General features: G+C 31.9%; 15 protein-coding genes. 4 read left to right on the plus strand and 11 right to left on the minus strand.

Features of this window, described 5'->3' with window-relative positions:
* Positions 1–39 precede the first annotated feature (39 nt).
* Complete coding sequence (locus tag Q4487_RS15430; RefSeq protein WP_303545585.1) at positions 40–2,616, minus strand: BamA/TamA family outer membrane protein; 2,577 nt, start codon at positions 2,614–2,616, stop codon at positions 40–42.
* Positions 2,617–2,640: 24 nt separating this feature from the next.
* Between Q4487_RS15430 and Q4487_RS15435 the strand changes: the two genes are divergently transcribed.
* Positions 2,641–3,369, plus strand: coding sequence for an RNA methyltransferase (locus Q4487_RS15435; protein ID WP_303545559.1), 729 nt, complete (start codon positions 2,641–2,643; stop codon positions 3,367–3,369).
* 5 nt (positions 3,370–3,374) lie between these two features.
* Here the strand turns inward: Q4487_RS15435 and Q4487_RS15440 are convergent, their stop codons facing one another.
* Positions 3,375–4,070, minus strand: a complete 696-nt coding sequence (locus Q4487_RS15440) for a porin family protein (protein ID WP_303545556.1) — start codon at positions 4,068–4,070, stop codon at positions 3,375–3,377.
* A 14-nt stretch (positions 4,071–4,084) separates the two neighbouring features.
* Positions 4,085–4,813 carry a bifunctional demethylmenaquinone methyltransferase/2-methoxy-6-polyprenyl-1,4-benzoquinol methylase UbiE gene (ubiE, locus tag Q4487_RS15445; RefSeq protein ID WP_303545553.1) on the minus strand — a complete coding sequence of 243 codons (729 nt, stop codon included), beginning with the start codon at positions 4,811–4,813 and terminating at the stop codon, positions 4,085–4,087.
* A gap of 287 nt (positions 4,814–5,100) precedes the next feature.
* Here ubiE and trkA point away from each other — a divergent pair, with 287 nt between their 5' ends.
* Both trkA and Q4487_RS15455 read left to right on the plus strand, forming a co-directional pair.
* Positions 5,101–6,450 carry a Trk system potassium transporter TrkA gene (gene trkA / locus Q4487_RS15450; RefSeq protein ID WP_303545550.1) on the plus strand — a complete coding sequence of 450 codons (1,350 nt, stop codon included), beginning with the start codon at positions 5,101–5,103 and terminating at the stop codon, positions 6,448–6,450.
* A gap of 1 nt (position 6,451) precedes the next feature.
* Positions 6,452–7,942, plus strand: coding sequence for a TrkH family potassium uptake protein (locus Q4487_RS15455; RefSeq protein ID WP_100895026.1), 1,491 nt, complete (start codon positions 6,452–6,454; stop codon positions 7,940–7,942).
* On the opposite strand, the gene Q4487_RS15460 is transcribed toward Q4487_RS15455, so the two are convergent.
* The 6 genes from Q4487_RS15460 to Q4487_RS15485 form a co-directional block, all read right to left on the minus strand.
* Positions 7,908–8,393, minus strand: a complete 486-nt coding sequence (locus Q4487_RS15460; protein WP_100895027.1) for a nuclear transport factor 2 family protein — start codon at positions 8,391–8,393, stop codon at positions 7,908–7,910. The two genes, Q4487_RS15455 and Q4487_RS15460, sit on opposite strands and share 35 nt — an antisense overlap.
* A gap of 10 nt (positions 8,394–8,403) precedes the next feature.
* Positions 8,404–9,252 (minus strand): ChaN family lipoprotein, encoded by an 849-nt coding sequence (locus Q4487_RS15465; protein WP_303545546.1) that lies wholly within the window; start codon positions 9,250–9,252, stop codon positions 8,404–8,406.
* A 102-nt stretch (positions 9,253–9,354) separates the two neighbouring features.
* The gene (locus Q4487_RS15470) at positions 9,355–10,428 is read right to left on the minus strand and encodes a DUF3667 domain-containing protein (RefSeq protein WP_303545543.1); all 1,074 of its coding nucleotides are present in this window, start codon (positions 10,426–10,428) and stop codon (positions 9,355–9,357) included.
* 35 nt (positions 10,429–10,463) lie between these two features.
* Positions 10,464–11,351 (minus strand): RluA family pseudouridine synthase, encoded by an 888-nt coding sequence (locus Q4487_RS15475; RefSeq protein WP_368411510.1) that lies wholly within the window; start codon positions 11,349–11,351, stop codon positions 10,464–10,466.
* 76 nt (positions 11,352–11,427) lie between these two features.
* On the minus strand, positions 11,428–12,612 hold the full coding sequence (locus tag Q4487_RS15480) for a pyridoxal phosphate-dependent aminotransferase (RefSeq protein WP_303545539.1): 1,185 nt from the start codon (positions 12,610–12,612) through the stop codon (positions 11,428–11,430).
* A gap of 16 nt (positions 12,613–12,628) precedes the next feature.
* The gene (locus Q4487_RS15485) at positions 12,629–13,729 is read right to left on the minus strand and encodes an acyl-CoA desaturase (RefSeq protein ID WP_100895031.1); all 1,101 of its coding nucleotides are present in this window, start codon (positions 13,727–13,729) and stop codon (positions 12,629–12,631) included.
* Between the two features lie 232 nt (positions 13,730–13,961).
* Here Q4487_RS15485 and rsmG point away from each other — a divergent pair, with 232 nt between their 5' ends.
* Entirely contained in the window at positions 13,962–14,597 is a 636-nt protein-coding gene (gene rsmG, locus Q4487_RS15490; protein ID WP_303545536.1) for a 16S rRNA (guanine(527)-N(7))-methyltransferase RsmG, read from the plus strand.
* Positions 14,598–14,918: 321 nt separating this feature from the next.
* On the opposite strand, the gene pruA is transcribed toward rsmG, so the two are convergent.
* Together pruA and apaG are read right to left on the minus strand one after the other, a co-directional pair.
* Positions 14,919–16,547: an L-glutamate gamma-semialdehyde dehydrogenase gene (gene pruA / locus Q4487_RS15495; RefSeq protein ID WP_100895033.1), complete on the minus strand. Its 1,629-nt coding sequence runs from the start codon at positions 16,545–16,547 to the stop codon at positions 14,919–14,921.
* Positions 16,548–16,639: 92 nt separating this feature from the next.
* Positions 16,640–17,026, minus strand: a complete 387-nt coding sequence (gene apaG, locus Q4487_RS15500; protein ID WP_100895034.1) for a Co2+/Mg2+ efflux protein ApaG — start codon at positions 17,024–17,026, stop codon at positions 16,640–16,642.
* Positions 17,027–17,139 lie beyond the last annotated feature (113 nt).

Raw genomic sequence — 17,139 nt, forward strand, 5'->3', positions numbered from 1 at the left:
TATTAGATTAACAAAGCAAAAGTAATAAAATATTTAGGGTTAAAAAGGATAATTAACACCAATGTTTATTGTGGCATTGCTAAAATTATATTCATTAAACCATCTTTTTGATGCTTCTAACTCTGGATTATATGTTTTAAAACCAGTATCTAAACGTAGTACAAAGAATGTAAAATCATACCTTAAACCAAAGCCTGTGCCCAATGCTATTTCTTCTAAAGAATTGAAATCTTTAAAGATTGCATCTTCATTTTCTTCGTTATCAAATACGTTCCAAATATTACCTGCATCTGCAAATAAAGCGCCTTTTATACTACCTGCAATAGGGAATCTAAATTCTAAATTTGCTGCAATTTTTAGGTTGGCTTCATTAAAATCATTTAAAGATTGCGTGCTTCCTGGTCCTAAAGAATAGGCGTTCCAGGCACGGTTGTCATTAGAGCCACCAGCAAAGTAACTTTTTGCAAAAGGGATACTGTTAGAGTTGCCATAAGGTACTGCTAACCCTAGAAAACCTCTAAAGGCTAAAACGTTTTGAGACGGAAAACTCCAGTGCTTAATATAGTCAAAATCTGTTTTTATATACTGAGAAAAAGGAACTCCAAAAATCTCTTTATGTCCGTTTTCATTTTTCTTAAATTCTGTAACGCCAGATAATAGAGATAATAAGTTACCAGCACTTTCTACCTTTATTTTAAATTGATGAAAATCATTGTCGTTAACACCATTTCTGCTGTCTTTAGAATAAGAAAAACTTGTAGCAAAAATTAAGTTGTTTTCTGTTAGTCTTTTTTCTCTTTCATCTATACTACTAACCTCTTTATAATCACTAGATGTTGTAGGTATTAAACCTTGGTTTAAAACCTGGTCTATAAAGCCACTTGTACCGGTAGGAATTATTAGTTTTGGGTCAGAATCGTTATCAGATGTTTCAAAAAACGCACTTAAGGCAGGGTTGTCTTGGTAATCATCTGCAATTTTATCTAGTCTGCTGTATGTACTTTGGTATACATTGTAAAACCTACCAGGGTTTAAATTTCTAATAAACTGTACATTTATTAATTCTAAAGAATTTTTTTTAAATTGAGAAGGAGACCAGTTGTATCCTAAAATAGCATTAAAATTTTGCTTATCTAAACCTATGTTTTTCTGAAAATTTGTACCAATTACCATTCTTGTTTGTGGTAACATATAAGGAGGTATAATTTTTTTAGTTTTAAAAGGCATCCATATTCTGGGTACAGTTAAATTAACATCTGCCCCAATTTCGGAGACAGAGTTCTCATTAGGATTGTTAACTTCACTTAAAACACCAACAGAACCACGAGCGGATATACTAAGTGTTTCTGCGCCACCAAAAACATTTTTAATATTTAAAGATGTGCTAAGAGCAGCGCCAAGTCTTTGTATGTTAGAGTGTGTACCTTCTACGTTAGTTTCTAGAGTGTATTTTTTTAAAGGTGATAAATAAATATTTGTATTAAGCTTACTTGTTAAAGTGTCAAAAGTAATGTTAGGGTATTTAAACGTATTTAAATTACTTATTTGTTTGTACGTTCTAGACTTATTTATTTCTCTGTAAATACTATCTTTTTTTATAAAAATGGCATTAGTTATAGCTTTAGGTTTATACTTTAACTTGTCTTTGTAAAAAAGTGTATAGTTGTCATATTTAATAGATTTCATTTTAGAAATATCATCTCCAAAAAAATAATCTGTATAAATATTTATAGTGTCAAACTTGTAAATTTTATATTCTGTTAGTTTGTTTTCTCCTCTTTGTTTAAGGTTGCTAATACGTAGCTCAACCTCCATTTTTTTAGAGATTGGTTTTAGTGTACTGTCACTAGGAATGTCATAAATAATAGAGCTTTCTTGAAAATTAAATATTCCTGTATTTCTAAACAAGTTAGTTAAACGCTCTCTTTCTTTATATAAGTTAGAGGCGTTGTATTGTTCGTTTTCTTTTAAAAAAGAGTTTTCTACATTTAAATTGTAGATAGAGTCTAATGTTTTAGAGCTGATGGTTTTAGTGATGCTATCTATAATATATGGGTCTCCAAGTTGTAACTTGTAATTAATATGTGCACGCTGTTTTTTATTAATAGAGTCTATTTGGTATGATGATTTAGTGTCAAAATACCCTTTACTATCATAATAAGACTTTAAAAGTTTTGCAGATTTTGCAGATTTGGATGTGTCTATAATTGCAGGAGATTCTCCTATGTTTTTTAACCATTGACTGGCACCTTTTACCATAAAAGATTCTCCTAGGCCATCTACCTGTTTTTTAGATAAAAATTTATTTAAACGTTCTACGCGTTTGGGTTTTTTATGCAACCAAACTTGGTACAAAGAGTCTGGATTATCTTTAGCTAGGTTGTATAAGTTTAAACGTAATGGGTAGCCTAATAAATTACTATTTGGTTTTTGAGAAATTAAGCTAAATGCTTCTTCGCTTTTTATTTTTTTACCATCAGCAGTAATGGTGTTTTTTGTTAATAAAAGCTCGTCATCTTCTACTTTTTTTAGCGCATTACAAGATGTTATTGCTATAACTAGCAATAATAAACTTATTTTAGCAAAATGTTTTGTGTTACGTAAGCGCATTTTCATAGAGTTCAAAAATACATTATTTGTATGGTTAGTAAAAGCCAAATAAAATTTATAAAGAATCTACAGCAAAAAAAGTACCGAACAGAACATAAATTGTTTGTAGTAGAAGGGGTAAAGACGGTAAAAGAGTTGGTAAAGGCCAACATAAAGCCTTATGCAATTTATACAACAAGTTCTACTGTTTTAGAGGATGAAAATTTTAAAAGTGAATTAATTTCTACTGCCGATTTAAAAAAAATTAGTGCCTTAAAAACGCCTAATAATATTTTAGCTGTTTTTCATCAACCTAAAGAAAAAGAAATAACACCAAATAATTGGGTTGTTGCTGTTGATGATGTTCGTGACCCTGGAAATTTAGGTACTATAATAAGGTTGTGTGATTGGTTTGGGGTAACTAACTTATTTTGTTCTAACCACACTGTAGATTGTTATAATCCCAAAACATTACAAGCAACAATGGGTTCTTTAGCAAGAGTTAATATTGTATATGGTGATTTAGAAGTGTTTTTAAAGTCGACAAAAATGCCCGTTTATGGTGCTTTTATGGACGGAAAAAATGTGTATAAAGAAAGCTTTGCAGCAGAGAATGGTGTATTGGTAATGGGTAATGAAGCTAACGGTGTTTCTGTAACAATTGAAAATTTGGTGACTAAAAAAATAAGCATACCACAATTTGGGGCAAAAACTACAGAGAGTTTAAATGTAGCAACAGCAACAGCAATTTTGCTAAACGAAATTAGAAGAGGAGCTTAAGGGTGTTACTCAAAAGTAAAGTTTATAAAAATACCTCTTGTTTTCATAGAGTTAATATTTCCTGTCCAAGGACTATTAGGGTCAGCATCTGGTACTAACTCATTGTTAATAGCAAAAACACCTCTAATAGAAGGCGAAAATTTAAAGTACTCCAGGTAAAAATCTATTCCAAAACCCATTTCATAATAATAGGTAGCTTTCTTCATTCTAAATGTAGCACTACTGTTATCTTCTACACTGTCTTCATTAGCACTTAAGTTCATAGACGTAGATGCACCACCAATTAAATAAGGTTTCCAGTTTCCAATTCTTCTTGTGCTTACTTTAAGTAAAAGCGGAAAATTAATGTAAGTGCTTTTTATTTCTCTAATGGCATCATTAGCATCGGTAAAACCTCTAAAGCCTAATGTTCTTTTTGTGTAATGTAGGCCAGGTTCAAAACGTAAATCTAAAAATTCATTTAACCTTAGTTCTCCAATTAAACCTACGTTAAATCCCATAGATTTATCAACCAAAACATCACCTAAATCATCTTTATAGTCAAATTTAAAATCGTATTGGTTAAATCCTAAAAAGTATCCCCAGTTTAAAGGTCGTAAATCTTCGGACTCTAAATTTATTATTGGATCTTCATTAAACTGCGCATTTATAGTGCTAACAGTAATAAATAGGCACAAAAAAAGAAACAGAATTTTTTTCATTAGATTTTCATATCTTATTTAGATGCAACGTAAATGGATGCAACTCCAAAAGTTTGCGGCTTATTCTCTATAGATATAAACCCATTTTTTTGTAAAATATTGTTGAATTCTTTTCCATGCGGAAAAATAGATGCAGATTCTGATAAATAAGAGTATGCAGTACGGTCTTTAGAGAACATTTTACCAATAGTAGGTAGTATGTATTTTGTGTAAAATTTATAACCTTGTTTAAAAGGTGTTTTTGTAGGTACAGAGGTTTCTAAAACAACAAAAGTTCCTTTAGGTTTTAATACGCGTAAAATTTCTGTTAACCCTTTGTCTAAGTTTTCAAAATTACGCACACCAAAGGCAACGGTAATGGCATCAAAAGAGTTGTCATCAAACGGTAAGTTTTCACTATCACCAATAATCATATCTATGGTGCTGTCTAAATTTTTAGCAGCTACTTTTTGTTTGCCAACCTCTAACATACCAGGAGAAATATCTAACCCTGTAATTTTAGTAGCACCCGTTTTTGTAAGGTTAATGGCAAGGTCACCTGTGCCAGTAGCAATATCTAAAATGGTTTTAGGTTTTTTACTTTTTAAAAGATTAACCACTCTATTACGCCATTTAATATCTATTCCAAAAGAAATTACTCTGTTTAACCCATCATAATTCTTAGAAATGGTATCAAACATTTGTGTAACCTGTTCTTTTTTTCCAAGCTCAGAATCTTTGTAAGGAGTAACTTTTTCTGCCATTGTTATTTTTTTTGCAAAGATACTACAAAGGTTACATTTAATGCCTTTTACACTCTTAAAAGAGCTAAAACCAGTAAGTGTGTAATATAAAAGTATATTAAGCGTTAAAAAAAACAGGGTTACAATAGATAAAGTTAACTGCTTATGAAATAAATAAATAAGGTAGCTTTTGTGCAGTTTAAGTTATTAGTTGTTTTTACGTCTAAATAATGACGAATTGTTTAAAATTGAGTAGTTTTGCCCTCCAAAGTTTATTAAGGTAGACTTTGATTTAGTTAAATAAGTTTATGAAGATTATTATAGCGGGTGCAGGAGAGGTTGGCTTTCATTTGGCAAAATTATTGTCTTTTGAGTCACAAGATATTACCTTAATAGATACCTATAAAGAGAGTTTAGCGTACGCAGACAGTCACTTAGATATTCGTGTTTTAAGGGGTGATGCTACATCTATTGCGGTTTTAAAAGATGCACAGGTTGAAAAATCTGATCTTGTAATTGGTGTTACATCATCAGAAACTACTAATCTAACACTTTGCATTTTAGCTAAGCAACTAGGTTGTAAGCGTACTATTGCACGTATTTCTAACACAGAATTTATAAGAAATAAAGAAGAGCTTAACTTTGAGAAATTAGGAGTAGATGAACTTATTTCTCCAGAGGAGCTTGCGGCAACAGAAATACAATTGTTGTTAAATCAATCTGCTTTTAACGAAAGTTATGAGTTTGAGGATGGTGCGCTAATAATGATTGGTGTGTCATTACCAAAATCGGCACCATTTGTTGGTAAAATGGTTAAAGAAGCTGCTCGTATTTTTCCTGAATTAAACTTTATGCCTATAGCAATACAGCGTGTAGGTACGCAGTACACCATTATACCAAGAGGTGATACTGAGTTTATGAAAGGAGATCAAGTATATTTTATAACCTCTAAAGAAGGTTTAGATGATTTATTGAAGCTTACCGGTAAAGAGAAGAAGCAAATTAAAAACGTGATGATTCACGGTGGTAGCAAGCTTGGCTATAAAGCTGCTCGTGATTTATGCGGAAAAAGGTTTAATGTTAAGCTTATAGAAAAAGATAAAGAAAGAGCAATGCAGCTTGCAGACGATTTACCTAATGCTTTAGTAATTAATGCAGATGGGAGAATTGTTGAGGTTTTAGAGGAAGAAAATTTGGATGCTATGGATGCATTTATATCTGTTACTTCAAATTCAGAAACCAATATTATGTCTTGTTTGGTTGCTAAATCTAGAAACATTAAAAAAACAATTGCCTTGGTAGAAAATATGGATTATTTTCAGCTATCGCATACTATTGGTATAGATACGTTAATCAATAAAAAACTTTTAGCAGCCAATAATATATTTAAACATATTAGGCGTGGAGAAGTTGTGGCAATGACGCGCTTAAACAACCTTAATGCAGAAATTTTAGAGTTTGTTGTAAAAGATTGTTCTGCCGTTAATGGTAAAATTATTAAAGAGTTAGATTTTCCTAGATCAGCAACCATTGGTGGTGTTGTTAGAAAAGGCGAAGGTATAATTGCTCTTGGAGATTTTAAAATCTTAGAAGGAGATAGGGTAGTGGTATGTTGTTTACCAAGGTCTATTCCTAAAATTGAAAAGCTTTTCTTGTAAAATGACGCTTAACTACAAAATTATAATACACATAATGGGTTTGTTACTACTTTGTAACGGAGCATTTATGGGGTTGTCTGCAGGTATTAGTGCTATATATAAAGATGGTGCTACATTAGAAATTACAATGGCTGCTTTGGTTACCTTGGCTGCTGGTGCTATGGCAATGCTTGGTACTAGAGGTCACAAAAAAGAGGTAAAAAGAAAAGAAGGATATTTAATTGTAACTTTTGGTTGGATAGTTATGTCGCTTTCAGGAGTTTTACCATACCTTTTTACAGAATCTATACCTAGTTTTACCAATGCTTTTTTTGAAACTGTCTCTGGTTATACGACCACAGGAGCTACTATTTTAAATGATATAGAAGTTTTACCAGAAGGCATTCTGTTTTGGCGAAGCTTAACACACTGGATTGGTGGTATGGGTATTATTGTTTTAGCAATTGCAATTTTACCAATTTTAGGTATTGGTGGTATGCAGTTGTTTTCTGCAGAATCTCCTGGTCCAAGTGCAGATAAATTACACCCTCGTATTACAGATACGGCAAAAAGACTTTGGTATATTTATGTTGGTTATACAGTTGCAGAAACTATTTTATTGAAGTTGGCAGGAATGTCTTTTTTTGATGCCATAAACCACTCCTTAGCAACATTGTCTACAGGAGGTTTTTCTACTAAAAATGCAAGTTTAGCGTATTGGAATAACGATCCTTTGATACAATATATAGTTATTTTATTTATGTTTTTGGCGGGTAGTAACTTTGTGTTGAGTTACTTTGCTTTTAAGGGTAAAATACAAAAAATGTTAAAAGATGAAGAGTTTAAATTTTATACTGGCTTTGTAGTGTTTTTTACCTTAATAGCAGCTTTAACAGTATATTTAAAAGCAGATGTTCCTGTTTCAGATTATCACCCTATGGTATTAGGAGAAGCAGAAAGTGCATTTAGACATACACTCTTTCAAATTATATCTGTAATAACTACAACAGGTTTTGTTACTGCAGACTTTACAAGCTGGACACCTTTTTTAACTGTTTTCTTTTTTGGATTAATGTTTTTAGGTGGTTGTGCTGGTTCTACATCTGGTGGTATAAAAGTAATGCGCCATTTACTTATTATTAAAAACGGATTATTAGAGTTTAAACGTACGTTACACGTTAACGCAATTATACCAGTACGTTATAATAATAAGATGGTGCCAGAAAAGATTGTCTACAATATTATAGCTTTTTTGGTTTTATATATGCTGCTATTTATACTAGGAGCTTTGGTGCTTAGTTTTCTTGGGTTAGATTTTGTTACTGCTATTGGTGGTGCAGCAACTTCTTTAGGTAATGTAGGTCCGGGTCTTGGTAGTCTAAATCCGTTAGCTAATTTTGATGGTTTACCTGCTTTAGGTAAATGGTGGACAGCCTTTTTGATGTTAGCAGGTAGGTTGGAGCTATTTACGGTACTTATTATTTTAACTCCGTATTTTTGGAAGAAGATATAAATGTATCTAACAAGTTGTTTGTTTTAGTTTGAATTTTAGATTTAAAAAAAGAAGACCAACCTAATAAATATCCGCTTATACCTAATGCTTGTTTAGACCAGTTCCATAAATTAAATGTGTCTACGTGTTCAATTATTTTTCCGTCTAAAAAGGTAAAATTAGCTGTAATGTTATTTGTAACTTTTCTTTTTTTTGAACCGTAAGTGTACACGGCTTTCCAATGCACACTTCCTTTGTTTTTATTAGTTGTAATAGAGTTAAATGTTATTTGAGTTCCTCCGTTACTTCTGCTTAATAACATTTGCCACATTGCTTTTGCTCTATTGCCTTGTAATGTTCCAAAGGCAGGATCTGTAAATGTAATATCATCGTGATAGCAACTAAGCATACCCTTAATATCTGCATTAGAAAAGGAGGTGTAAAATTTCTGAATTAACTCTTTGTTTGTCATTATTATGAGTTTAGTATGTGGTTGTCATATCAGCGTCAACACATATAATATAATCAGCAACATTTAAATGCTCTTCTTTTAGCTTGGTAATATCTTCTTGATTTACAGTGCTAATAGTTACGTAGTTTAAATTACCGTTTTTGTTTTTTAAATACCATAAAATACCTTCGTAATTATTAGAGTGGTATGCACCATTGTAATGTATAAAGGTGGTATTGGGTTTGTAATTTTTTAAAATAAAATGAGCCATTGTAGCGTCTTTTATTGCTTGTGCCATAACTAGCTCTGGAGTACCATGATCTCCCATCATTTTTAAAATATTTTTATAAGTGGGTAATTCGCTATCAAAAATAATAGGTAAAGGTGCTATCCAGCTTTTTTCTAGTGTAGATAAAGAATCTAAACCAGAAAAGCCCTTCTTGTAGACCAAGTTGGCATATCGTCTTGGAATGTTAGTTGCAATAAAAGGCAGTTTGTTCTCTTTTGCGTAATTTACCAGAGGAGCATAGTCTGTTTTGTAATTAGGCCATAACCTAGCAACAGTGTCTAATGCTTTTGCGTCTATAATATTATTTAGGTAATTGTTTACTTGTGTTTGGTTGTCTGCCTCTAGCATTTCTGCGCCTAATACAATTGTTTTGCTTTTATGTATGTCTTTAGTAACCTCAAGTTCTAACCAGTGAGCAATGGCGTTATTGTGTAGTTCTCCAAACAGAACAATATCTTTTTGACTTAGGTCTTTTAGCATTTTCTTGTAACCTACTTTTTTACCTTTAGCATTATAAATTACATATGCTGGTTTTTGGCTATAAATTGATAAGGAAAAAAGTAAGGCTATTGCAATTTGAAATATTTTCACAGTTGTAATTTTTTTTGAATTTTACTAAAATAAACATTATTAGTAGAGCATAGTAGTATTTAAAAATGCTATGTTCTTTTAAAAGTAACTATTTGCTACTATTTAATACATTAAAAATGCAAAAGCACTTAGTATTGTAATTGCTATGGGTATTACAATTACAAAATAAATAAAAGTAGCTAAAGAGCCCTTAAAGAAGCTTAAAAGCCAGCCTTGCTTATAAAATTTTTGTAGAGCAATACACAAATATATAAAGGTAGAAAGTATAATTAAAAATTGAACATAACCAGAGAAACTAGGCCACACAAAACTAATTAGTAATAAAATTATAAATGTGCTAAATAGATATGAAAAATAGTAAAAAGCAAACACCAAGTGGTATGCAAATGGCCCTTTACTGTAAAAAAGTAATTTTAGAATAAATGCGAATATTGGTAGTAGAAAAAACAATGCAATTGGTATAGTGTCATAAAACGAGTGTAAAATGCTTGCTAAACTACCGTTGTCTTTATAAAGTTTTAAGACTTGAGTGTATGCTTTTTTTGTAAAATAGCCTGCATCTTCTGTTTGCCCCATTTCTTTGGTTATTAAAGAGTCTGGTGCGTTAATGTCAATTAAAGAATCTACTTTAGATTCGTTAAAGCCAAAAGTCATAAAGTCATCACCTTTGTAATTTTGTCCTTTAATAATAGAATCTAACTTAGCTAATTCTTCATCTTTTAGGCCTGTTTTATCTTGGTTTTGCTTTAGTTTCTCTATAACAGTGGCAGCAGCTAAAGAATCGTTAGCGTTGTATGTTTTTATAGAATCTATAGTTTGTTTAAGTGTTTTTTCTGATTTTACACTTTCTCTAATTTGACGTTCTTGTTTACTTACCTTAAATGAAAAGAAAAAGAAAAATACGATTGACGAGAATAAGTACAGTTGTGCAGGGTGAAGATATAATAAGCGCTTGCCTTCTATAAATTTAGTAGGTAAATACCCAGGTTTTAAAAGCAAAGGAAAAAAACTTTTAAAGAAACGAGCGTCTACAGAAAAATAGTTTTTAATTGTGTTGCTAAATAAAACACCAACCGTTAATTTGTCGTTAGATTTTTGTCCGCAATGTGGACAAAACTCATAAGTTGCATCAAATTTGTTTTCACAATTTTTACAAGTAGTATTGGTGTTGGGCATTTATGCTGGTTTTACAGCTAAGATAATTATTTTATTTAAACAGAGAAATCGTAGTCTAAAGGGGCAGGAAATAGCTTAGTAAATTTTTTATGTGGCACCTTTTTTAAGCTCATTTTTTTATTTGTAAATGGATGAATAAAGTCAAGTGAATATGCGTGTAAATACAATCCTTTTCCTTTTATAATTTTATCTTCAAGTCCATACTGCGCATCTCCTAAAATAGGGTTTCCAATAGAGGATAAATGTACTCTAAGTTGGTGTTTTCTTCCTGTTTCTGGTTTTAATTTTACAAGATTTAGATAGCTAAATCTTTTTGAGGCTACACTTTTTATTACGTTGTATTTAGATAAGGCCTCTTTATTGTCTACTATGGTGCTAATAATTCCTTTTACGGGCATTTTTCCAATAGTAACTGCTAAGTAAGTTTTTGTGATCTTTTTATTTTCAAAAAGCTTATTAAGGGCTAATATGCTAGCTGAGGTTTTTCCAATTAATAGTAGTCCTGTTGTAGGATAATCTAGTCTGTGTGTTGGTCGTGGTTTTGTAGCGTCTGCTAGGGTACTTTTTACAATGTTTTGCTCTAGTGCGTTATCTATGGTTTTAAAAGAGTTGCCGCTAACTAATATTCCTGCAGGTTTATTTATTACGGCTAAATAATTGTCTTGGTAAATAACCTCTAACTCTAAATCTAGCTTTTTCTTATTCTGATTTTCTTTAGGCTTGTGATAGGTTATTTTTTCAGCTCCATTTATAAACGTAGCGGTAGTTGCTTTTTTGCCATCAATATAAATTAACCCTTTTTTTATTGCTTTTTTTAAAGCAGATTTTGTGCTTATACCTGTAAAAATACCAGTTCCATAGTCTTGAAACCTAATAGGTTCTTTTTGTGTAACCGCTATGTGTGTTTCTATTGTAATAATTATTTTTTAAAGTAAAAGTATAAAAAAAGGTCTTATAGCAAATGCTAATAAGACCCTTTTGTAGTTTTTAAGTATATAATTATAAAACAGCTTTAATTCTGCTTATAGCTTCTTTTAATTCTTTTTCTGATGCAGCATAAGAAATACGGATACAGTTAGGATTGCCAAAAGCTTCACCTGTTACTGTAGCAACATTTGCATTTTCTAATAAGTACATAGATAAGTCTGACGCGTTGTTAATAGTAGTACCGTTTAAAGTTTTACCAAAAAACGCAGAGATGTCTGGAAAAACATAAAAAGCGCCTTCAGGTACATTTAAGTTAAACCCTTCTATTTGTCCTAATAGTTCTAAAACAAGATCTCTTCTTTTATGAAACTCATCTATCATAAACTGTATTTTGCTTACGGGAGCTTCAAGTGCAGCAATTGTAGCGCGTTGTGCAATAGCATTAGCACCACTTGTGTTTTGTCCTTGAAATTTAGTACACGCTTTAGCAATAAATTCTGGAGCACCAATAAAACCAATACGCCATCCTGTCATTGCAAATGCTTTGGATACACCGTTTACTGTTATGGTACGCTCATACATACCATCTATACCGGCAATACTAACGTGTCCTCCTCTAAAGTTTATGTGTTCATAAATTTCATCAGAAACCACATAAATATTAGGATGCTTTTTTAATACTTCTGCTAAGCCTTCTAACTCTTCTTTGCTGTATACAGATCCGCTTGGGTTACAAGGAGAGCTAAACCACATCATTTTAGTGTTAGGGGTAATAGCTGCTTCTAGCTGAGCAGGGGTCATTTTAAAATCTGTATCTATACTAGTAGCTACTTCTACAGGAGTTCCTTCTGCAAGTTTAACAATATCACTATAGCTAACCCAGTAAGGAGCGGGTAAAATTACTTCGTCTCCTTTGTTAAGCATACACATTGCTATGTTTGCTAAAGATTGTTTAGCACCTGTACTAACCACAATTTGGTTAAGTCCGTATGTTAAATTGTTATCTCTTTTAAACTTATTTGCAATAGCTTGTTTTAAATCTGCATAACCATCTACAGGAGAATAACTACTGTAGTTATCATCAATAGCTTGTTTAGCTGCGTCTTTAATAAAATCTGGAATATTAAAATCTGGTTCTCCTAAACTTAAACCAATAATATCTTTGCCAGCGTTACGTAATTCTCTTGCTTTTGCTGCCATTGCTAATGTGGCAGATGTAGACATATTTGTGATTCTGTCAGATAAATGATTGCTCATACTTTTTTTGTTTTTACTAGTACTGTAAAGCTGGTTTTTTTCCAAGCTCTTTCAAATGTTTAAAGTGCGAAATTATAGCTTTTCTAGTAGTTTTGTATTCATTATAAGGCAAATTAAATTCATTTGCCGTTTGTTTCACAATTTTAGAGATATTTGTGTAATGAATGTGACTAATATTTGGAAAAATATGATGTTCAACCTGATGATTTAATCCACCTGTAAACCAATTTACAACCTTATTTTTAGTTCCAAAATTTACAGTAGTAAACAATTGGTGTATAGCCCAAGTGTTTTTCATTGTACCTGTTTCATCTGGCAATGGTGTTTCTGCATCATGAACAACATGTGCTAATTGAAATACGACACTCAAAATAACACCAGCAACATAGTGCATAATAAAAAATCCAATAAGTACTTGCCACCAAGCAACATTAGCAAAAAGTAATGGTAAAACAATCCAAATTGTAATGTACAATAATTTTGTAATTACAAGTGTACTCCAGTTACCTACTTTACTTGGTTTTTTACCATAAGACAAATTACGCTTCATATAACGATACATCTGTTGAAAATCTGTAGTAATAGCCCAGTTAAAGGTTAATAAACCGTATAGAAATACAGAGTAAAAATGCTGAAATTTATGGTGTTTTCTCCATTCTGCATGTTTAGAAAAACGTAAAATTCTTCCGGCTTCTAAATCTTCATCATGTTCATGGATGTTTGTGTAAGTGTGGTGTAATACATTATGTTGTACCTGCCAGTTGTAAACATTACCAGCTAAAATGTAGATACTACCACCCATTATTTTATTTACCCATTTGTTGTTAGAGTATGCGCCATGGTTACCATCGTGCATAACGTTCATACCAACACCAGCCATACCAACTCCCATAACAATGGTTAATAGTAAATTAGCCCAAATTGGTAGGCCAAGGGTTAATATTAAAAAGTAAGGCGCTAAAAATAGCGTAAACATTACTATTGTTTTAATGTGTAGTTTCCAGTTTCCTGTTTTTTTAATCTCGTTTTCTTTAAAGTATGTATTAACACGTTTGTTCAATGTTTTAAAAAATTGAGCTGAATCTTTACGTGAAAACCTTATTGATTTATTCTCCATAATTATTAAATTCTTAATTCCGTTTTCCTCTGTAATTGTTTTATTGAGGAATATATTTTATTTAGTAGATTTTTTTTATGTATTGATTATTATGATCTATTTGTCGCTAATAGTCACAAAAACTAAGTAAAGATAATGCAAAAGTACTTTTTATAATATGATAATTATCTTAAAATAAGAAATTTTTATGATTATGGAATTGCTTACTTTTGCCAAAACTTAGATTAAATTTATGAAGGCAGATATTATTTTTAAGTATTTTCCAGACTTAACAGAACAACAAAAACAGCACTTTGTAAAGCTTGAAGCGTTGTATGCAGATTGGAACCAAAAAATTAATGTGGTTTCTAGGAAAGATATAGACGAAATATATCTACGCCATGTGCTGCATTCTACAGGGATTGCTAAATTTCAGCAGTTTTTACCTGGAACAACTGTTTTAGATGTTGGTACAGGTGGAGGTTTCCCTGGTATACCTTTGGCCATTCTTTTTCCTGAAACTCAATTTACTTTAGTTGATGCAATTGGTAAAAAAATAAAAGTAGTACAACAAGTTGTAGATGGTTTAGGATTAACTAATGTTACTGCTAAACATATGCGTGTAGAAGATCTTGATACTCAGTTTGATTTTATAGTGAGTAGGGCAGTAGCTGCAATGCCTACTTTTGTCCGTTGGATAAAGGGGCGTATAAAAAAAGATTCTTTACACGAACGCCGTAACGGTATTTTGTACCTTAAAGGGGGTGATTTGTCAGAGGAGTTAAAAGATTATAAAACTACTGAGATTTACAATCTTTCTGATTATTTCTCTGAGGACTTTTTTGAAACCAAAAAAGTAGTTTACTTGCCTTTAAAGTACAAGGGGTAACTTAGATACTAAGCATTCTGTTAAAAGAATACTTACAATTTTTAGCATAATTCTTCATATAACTATATATGTTGGTTATGCTAATTTTTTTTCTCTGTTTTTCTGTGTGTGTGGTAACGCTCTCTTTCATAGTCTGTCTATTTTTTAATTAAATTTACAATAAGTAAACTGTCTGTTTACATTTACTTAACGTTAAATTTACATTAAAATTGTTTAAAAAGCAATTTTTCAATAGATGTGACTTCTTATTAAACATAAAAAAGCCAAAACTAATAGATAAATATCTATCGTTTTGGCTTTAAATTTGTTTTTAAAAAGATCTTATCCTAAAAACGGATACCTGTAATCTGTTGGTGTAACAAATGTTTCTTTAATTAATCTTGGAGAAACCCAACGTAATAAGTTTTGTGCAGAACCAGCTTTATCGTTAGTTCCAGATGATCTGGCACCACCAAATGGTTGCTGACCAACAACTGCTCCTGTTGGTTTATCGTTAATGTAGAAATTACCAGCACAGTTTTGTAATGCTTTTGTAGCTTCTTCTATTGCGTAACGATCTGTAGATAAAACAGCGCCAGTTAATGCGTACTCAGATGTACCATCTACTAACTGTAGTGTTTCTTTCCAATCTTTGTCATCATATACATAAATAGTAACTACAGGGCCAAAAAGCTCAGTTTCCATAGTTGTATATTTAGGATCTGTTGTAACAATAACTGTAGGCTCTATAAAGTAACCTTTAGATTTGTCATAATTACCACCAGCAAAAATTTCAGCATTTTCATCAGCTTTAGCTCCATCTATATATTTTGCTAACTTATCAAAAGAACCTTCATGAATTACAGCTGTAACAAAGTTGCTCATATCTTCAGGCGAGCCTGGTTTGTTAATGGTAGCTAAATCTCTTTTTACTAAGTCTAAAGTTTCTTGAGCTTTAGATTTTGGTAAGTATACTCTAGATGCAGCACTACATTTTTGTCCTTGGAACTCAAAAGCACCACGTACAATAGCTGTAGCAACTTGTGCAGGGTTAGCTGTTTTGTGTGCTAAAATAAAATCTTTACCACCAGTTTCACCAACTATTTTAGGGTATGTTTTGTAATTGTGTATGTTGTTACCTATTTGTTTCCAAAGTTCTTTAAAAACATAAGTAGAACCTGTAAAGTGTAAACCAGCAAAGTCAGGACTAGCTAAAGCAGTTTCTGTAATCATAACTGGATCACCGTAAACAACGTTAATAACGCCATCTGGTACGCCTGCTTCTTTAAACACATCAATAATTACTTTTGCAGAAAATACTTGACTATCACTAGGCTTCCATAAAACAACATTACCCATCATAGCTGCACTAGCAGGTAAGTTACCGGCAATAGCAGTAAAGTTAAATGGTGTAATTGCATATACAAAACCTTCTAATGGACGGTATTCTACACGGTTCCAGATACCTTCTGCAGAATCTGGTTGCTCAGCATAAATCTGAGACATATACTCTACGTTAAAACGTAAAAAATCTATTAGTTCGCAAGCAGCGTCAATTTCTGCTTGGTGTATAGTTTTAGATTGTGCCATCATTGTGGCAGCGTTTATTTTAGCTCTATAAGGACCTGCAATTAATTCTGCAGCCTTCAAGAAAATAGCGGCACGTTGCTCCCAAGCAAGGTTAGCCCAAGCTTCTCTGGATTCTAAAGCGTTATCTATTGCTTTAGTTACGTGTTCTTTTTCTGCTAAATGGTACTGACCAACAATGTGTTTGTGATCGTGTGGAGGAGACATTGGTTTTGTGTTACCAGTCTTTATCTCTTCTGCTCCAATATATAAAGGAACATCTACAGTACTGTTGTAATAAGCCTTGTATTGCTCTAATACAGCTTCGCGCTCTGGTGATCCCGGAGCATAGCTTTTTATTGGTTCGTTAAAAGCGGTTGGAACTTCAAAAAATCCTTTACCCATTGTGCTACGTTTTATAAATTAAATAATTGTAACAAATGTAGTAAAATCCTATTCGTTATTAAAACAATTAGAATGTTAGAAAAAAGGTTTTTTTAGTTTAGTGCAAATGGAGCGCTAAATTTAAAACTAGGAATGTAAACTCTAAACTTTTTACCGTCTGTAAAGCTAACCATATTGTAATGTCCGCGCATAGCTCCAATAGGAGATGTTAATAGGCAACCAGAGTTGTATGTATGAGATTGCCCTGGGTTTAAAACCGGTTTTTTGCCAACAACTCCTTCACCATCCATAATCTCTAAATCGTTTAGAGAATCATAAATTTCCCAATGTCTAGATGTTAACTGTACAGATTCCTTGCTTAAATTTTCTATGGTTACGGTGTAGCCAAATGCGTAATGCATTTTGTAATTTTTAAAAAAAGTACCTTCAAAGTTGGTGGTAACTGATATTTTTATGCCTTTAGTAACTTGTGTAGTCATACGTTTTAACTTTAAAAAATATAATACTCAATTTGGTATTATGTTAAAAAAAAGAATGTCTCATTACAGAGTAATGCCTCTCCTTATTTTAAAGTAGAAATGTGCTAAGTTGC

It is taken from the genome of Cellulophaga sp. 3_MG-2023 (assembly GCF_030546975.1).
Taxonomy (GTDB): Bacteria; Bacteroidota; Bacteroidia; order Flavobacteriales; family Flavobacteriaceae; genus Cellulophaga.

Bases quoted from the DNA above. Each gene is read 5' to 3' on its own strand.
- Q4487_RS15430 (WP_303545585.1), bottom strand. From the start codon at position 2,616: ATGAAAATGCGCTTACGTAACACAAAACATTTTGCTAAAATAAGTTTA.
- Q4487_RS15435 (WP_303545559.1), top strand. From the start codon at position 2,641: ATGGTTAGTAAAAGCCAAATAAAATTTATAAAGAATCTACAGCAAAAA.
- Q4487_RS15440 (WP_303545556.1), bottom strand. From the start codon at position 4,070: ATGAAAAAAATTCTGTTTCTTTTTTTGTGCCTATTTATTACTGTTAGC.
- ubiE (WP_303545553.1), bottom strand. From the start codon at position 4,813: ATGGCAGAAAAAGTTACTCCTTACAAAGATTCTGAGCTTGGAAAAAAA.
- trkA (WP_303545550.1), top strand. From the start codon at position 5,101: ATGAAGATTATTATAGCGGGTGCAGGAGAGGTTGGCTTTCATTTGGCA.
- Q4487_RS15455 (WP_100895026.1), top strand. From the start codon at position 6,452: ATGACGCTTAACTACAAAATTATAATACACATAATGGGTTTGTTACTA.
- Q4487_RS15460 (WP_100895027.1), bottom strand. From the start codon at position 8,393: ATGACAAACAAAGAGTTAATTCAGAAATTTTACACCTCCTTTTCTAAT.
- Q4487_RS15470 (WP_303545543.1), bottom strand. From the start codon at position 10,428: ATGCCCAACACCAATACTACTTGTAAAAATTGTGAAAACAAATTTGAT.
- Q4487_RS15480 (WP_303545539.1), bottom strand. From the start codon at position 12,612: ATGAGCAATCATTTATCTGACAGAATCACAAATATGTCTACATCTGCC.
- Q4487_RS15485 (WP_100895031.1), bottom strand. From the start codon at position 13,729: ATGGAGAATAAATCAATAAGGTTTTCACGTAAAGATTCAGCTCAATTT.
- rsmG (WP_303545536.1), top strand. From the start codon at position 13,962: ATGAAGGCAGATATTATTTTTAAGTATTTTCCAGACTTAACAGAACAA.
- pruA (WP_100895033.1), bottom strand. From the start codon at position 16,547: ATGGGTAAAGGATTTTTTGAAGTTCCAACCGCTTTTAACGAACCAATA.
- apaG (WP_100895034.1), bottom strand. From the start codon at position 17,026: ATGACTACACAAGTTACTAAAGGCATAAAAATATCAGTTACCACCAAC.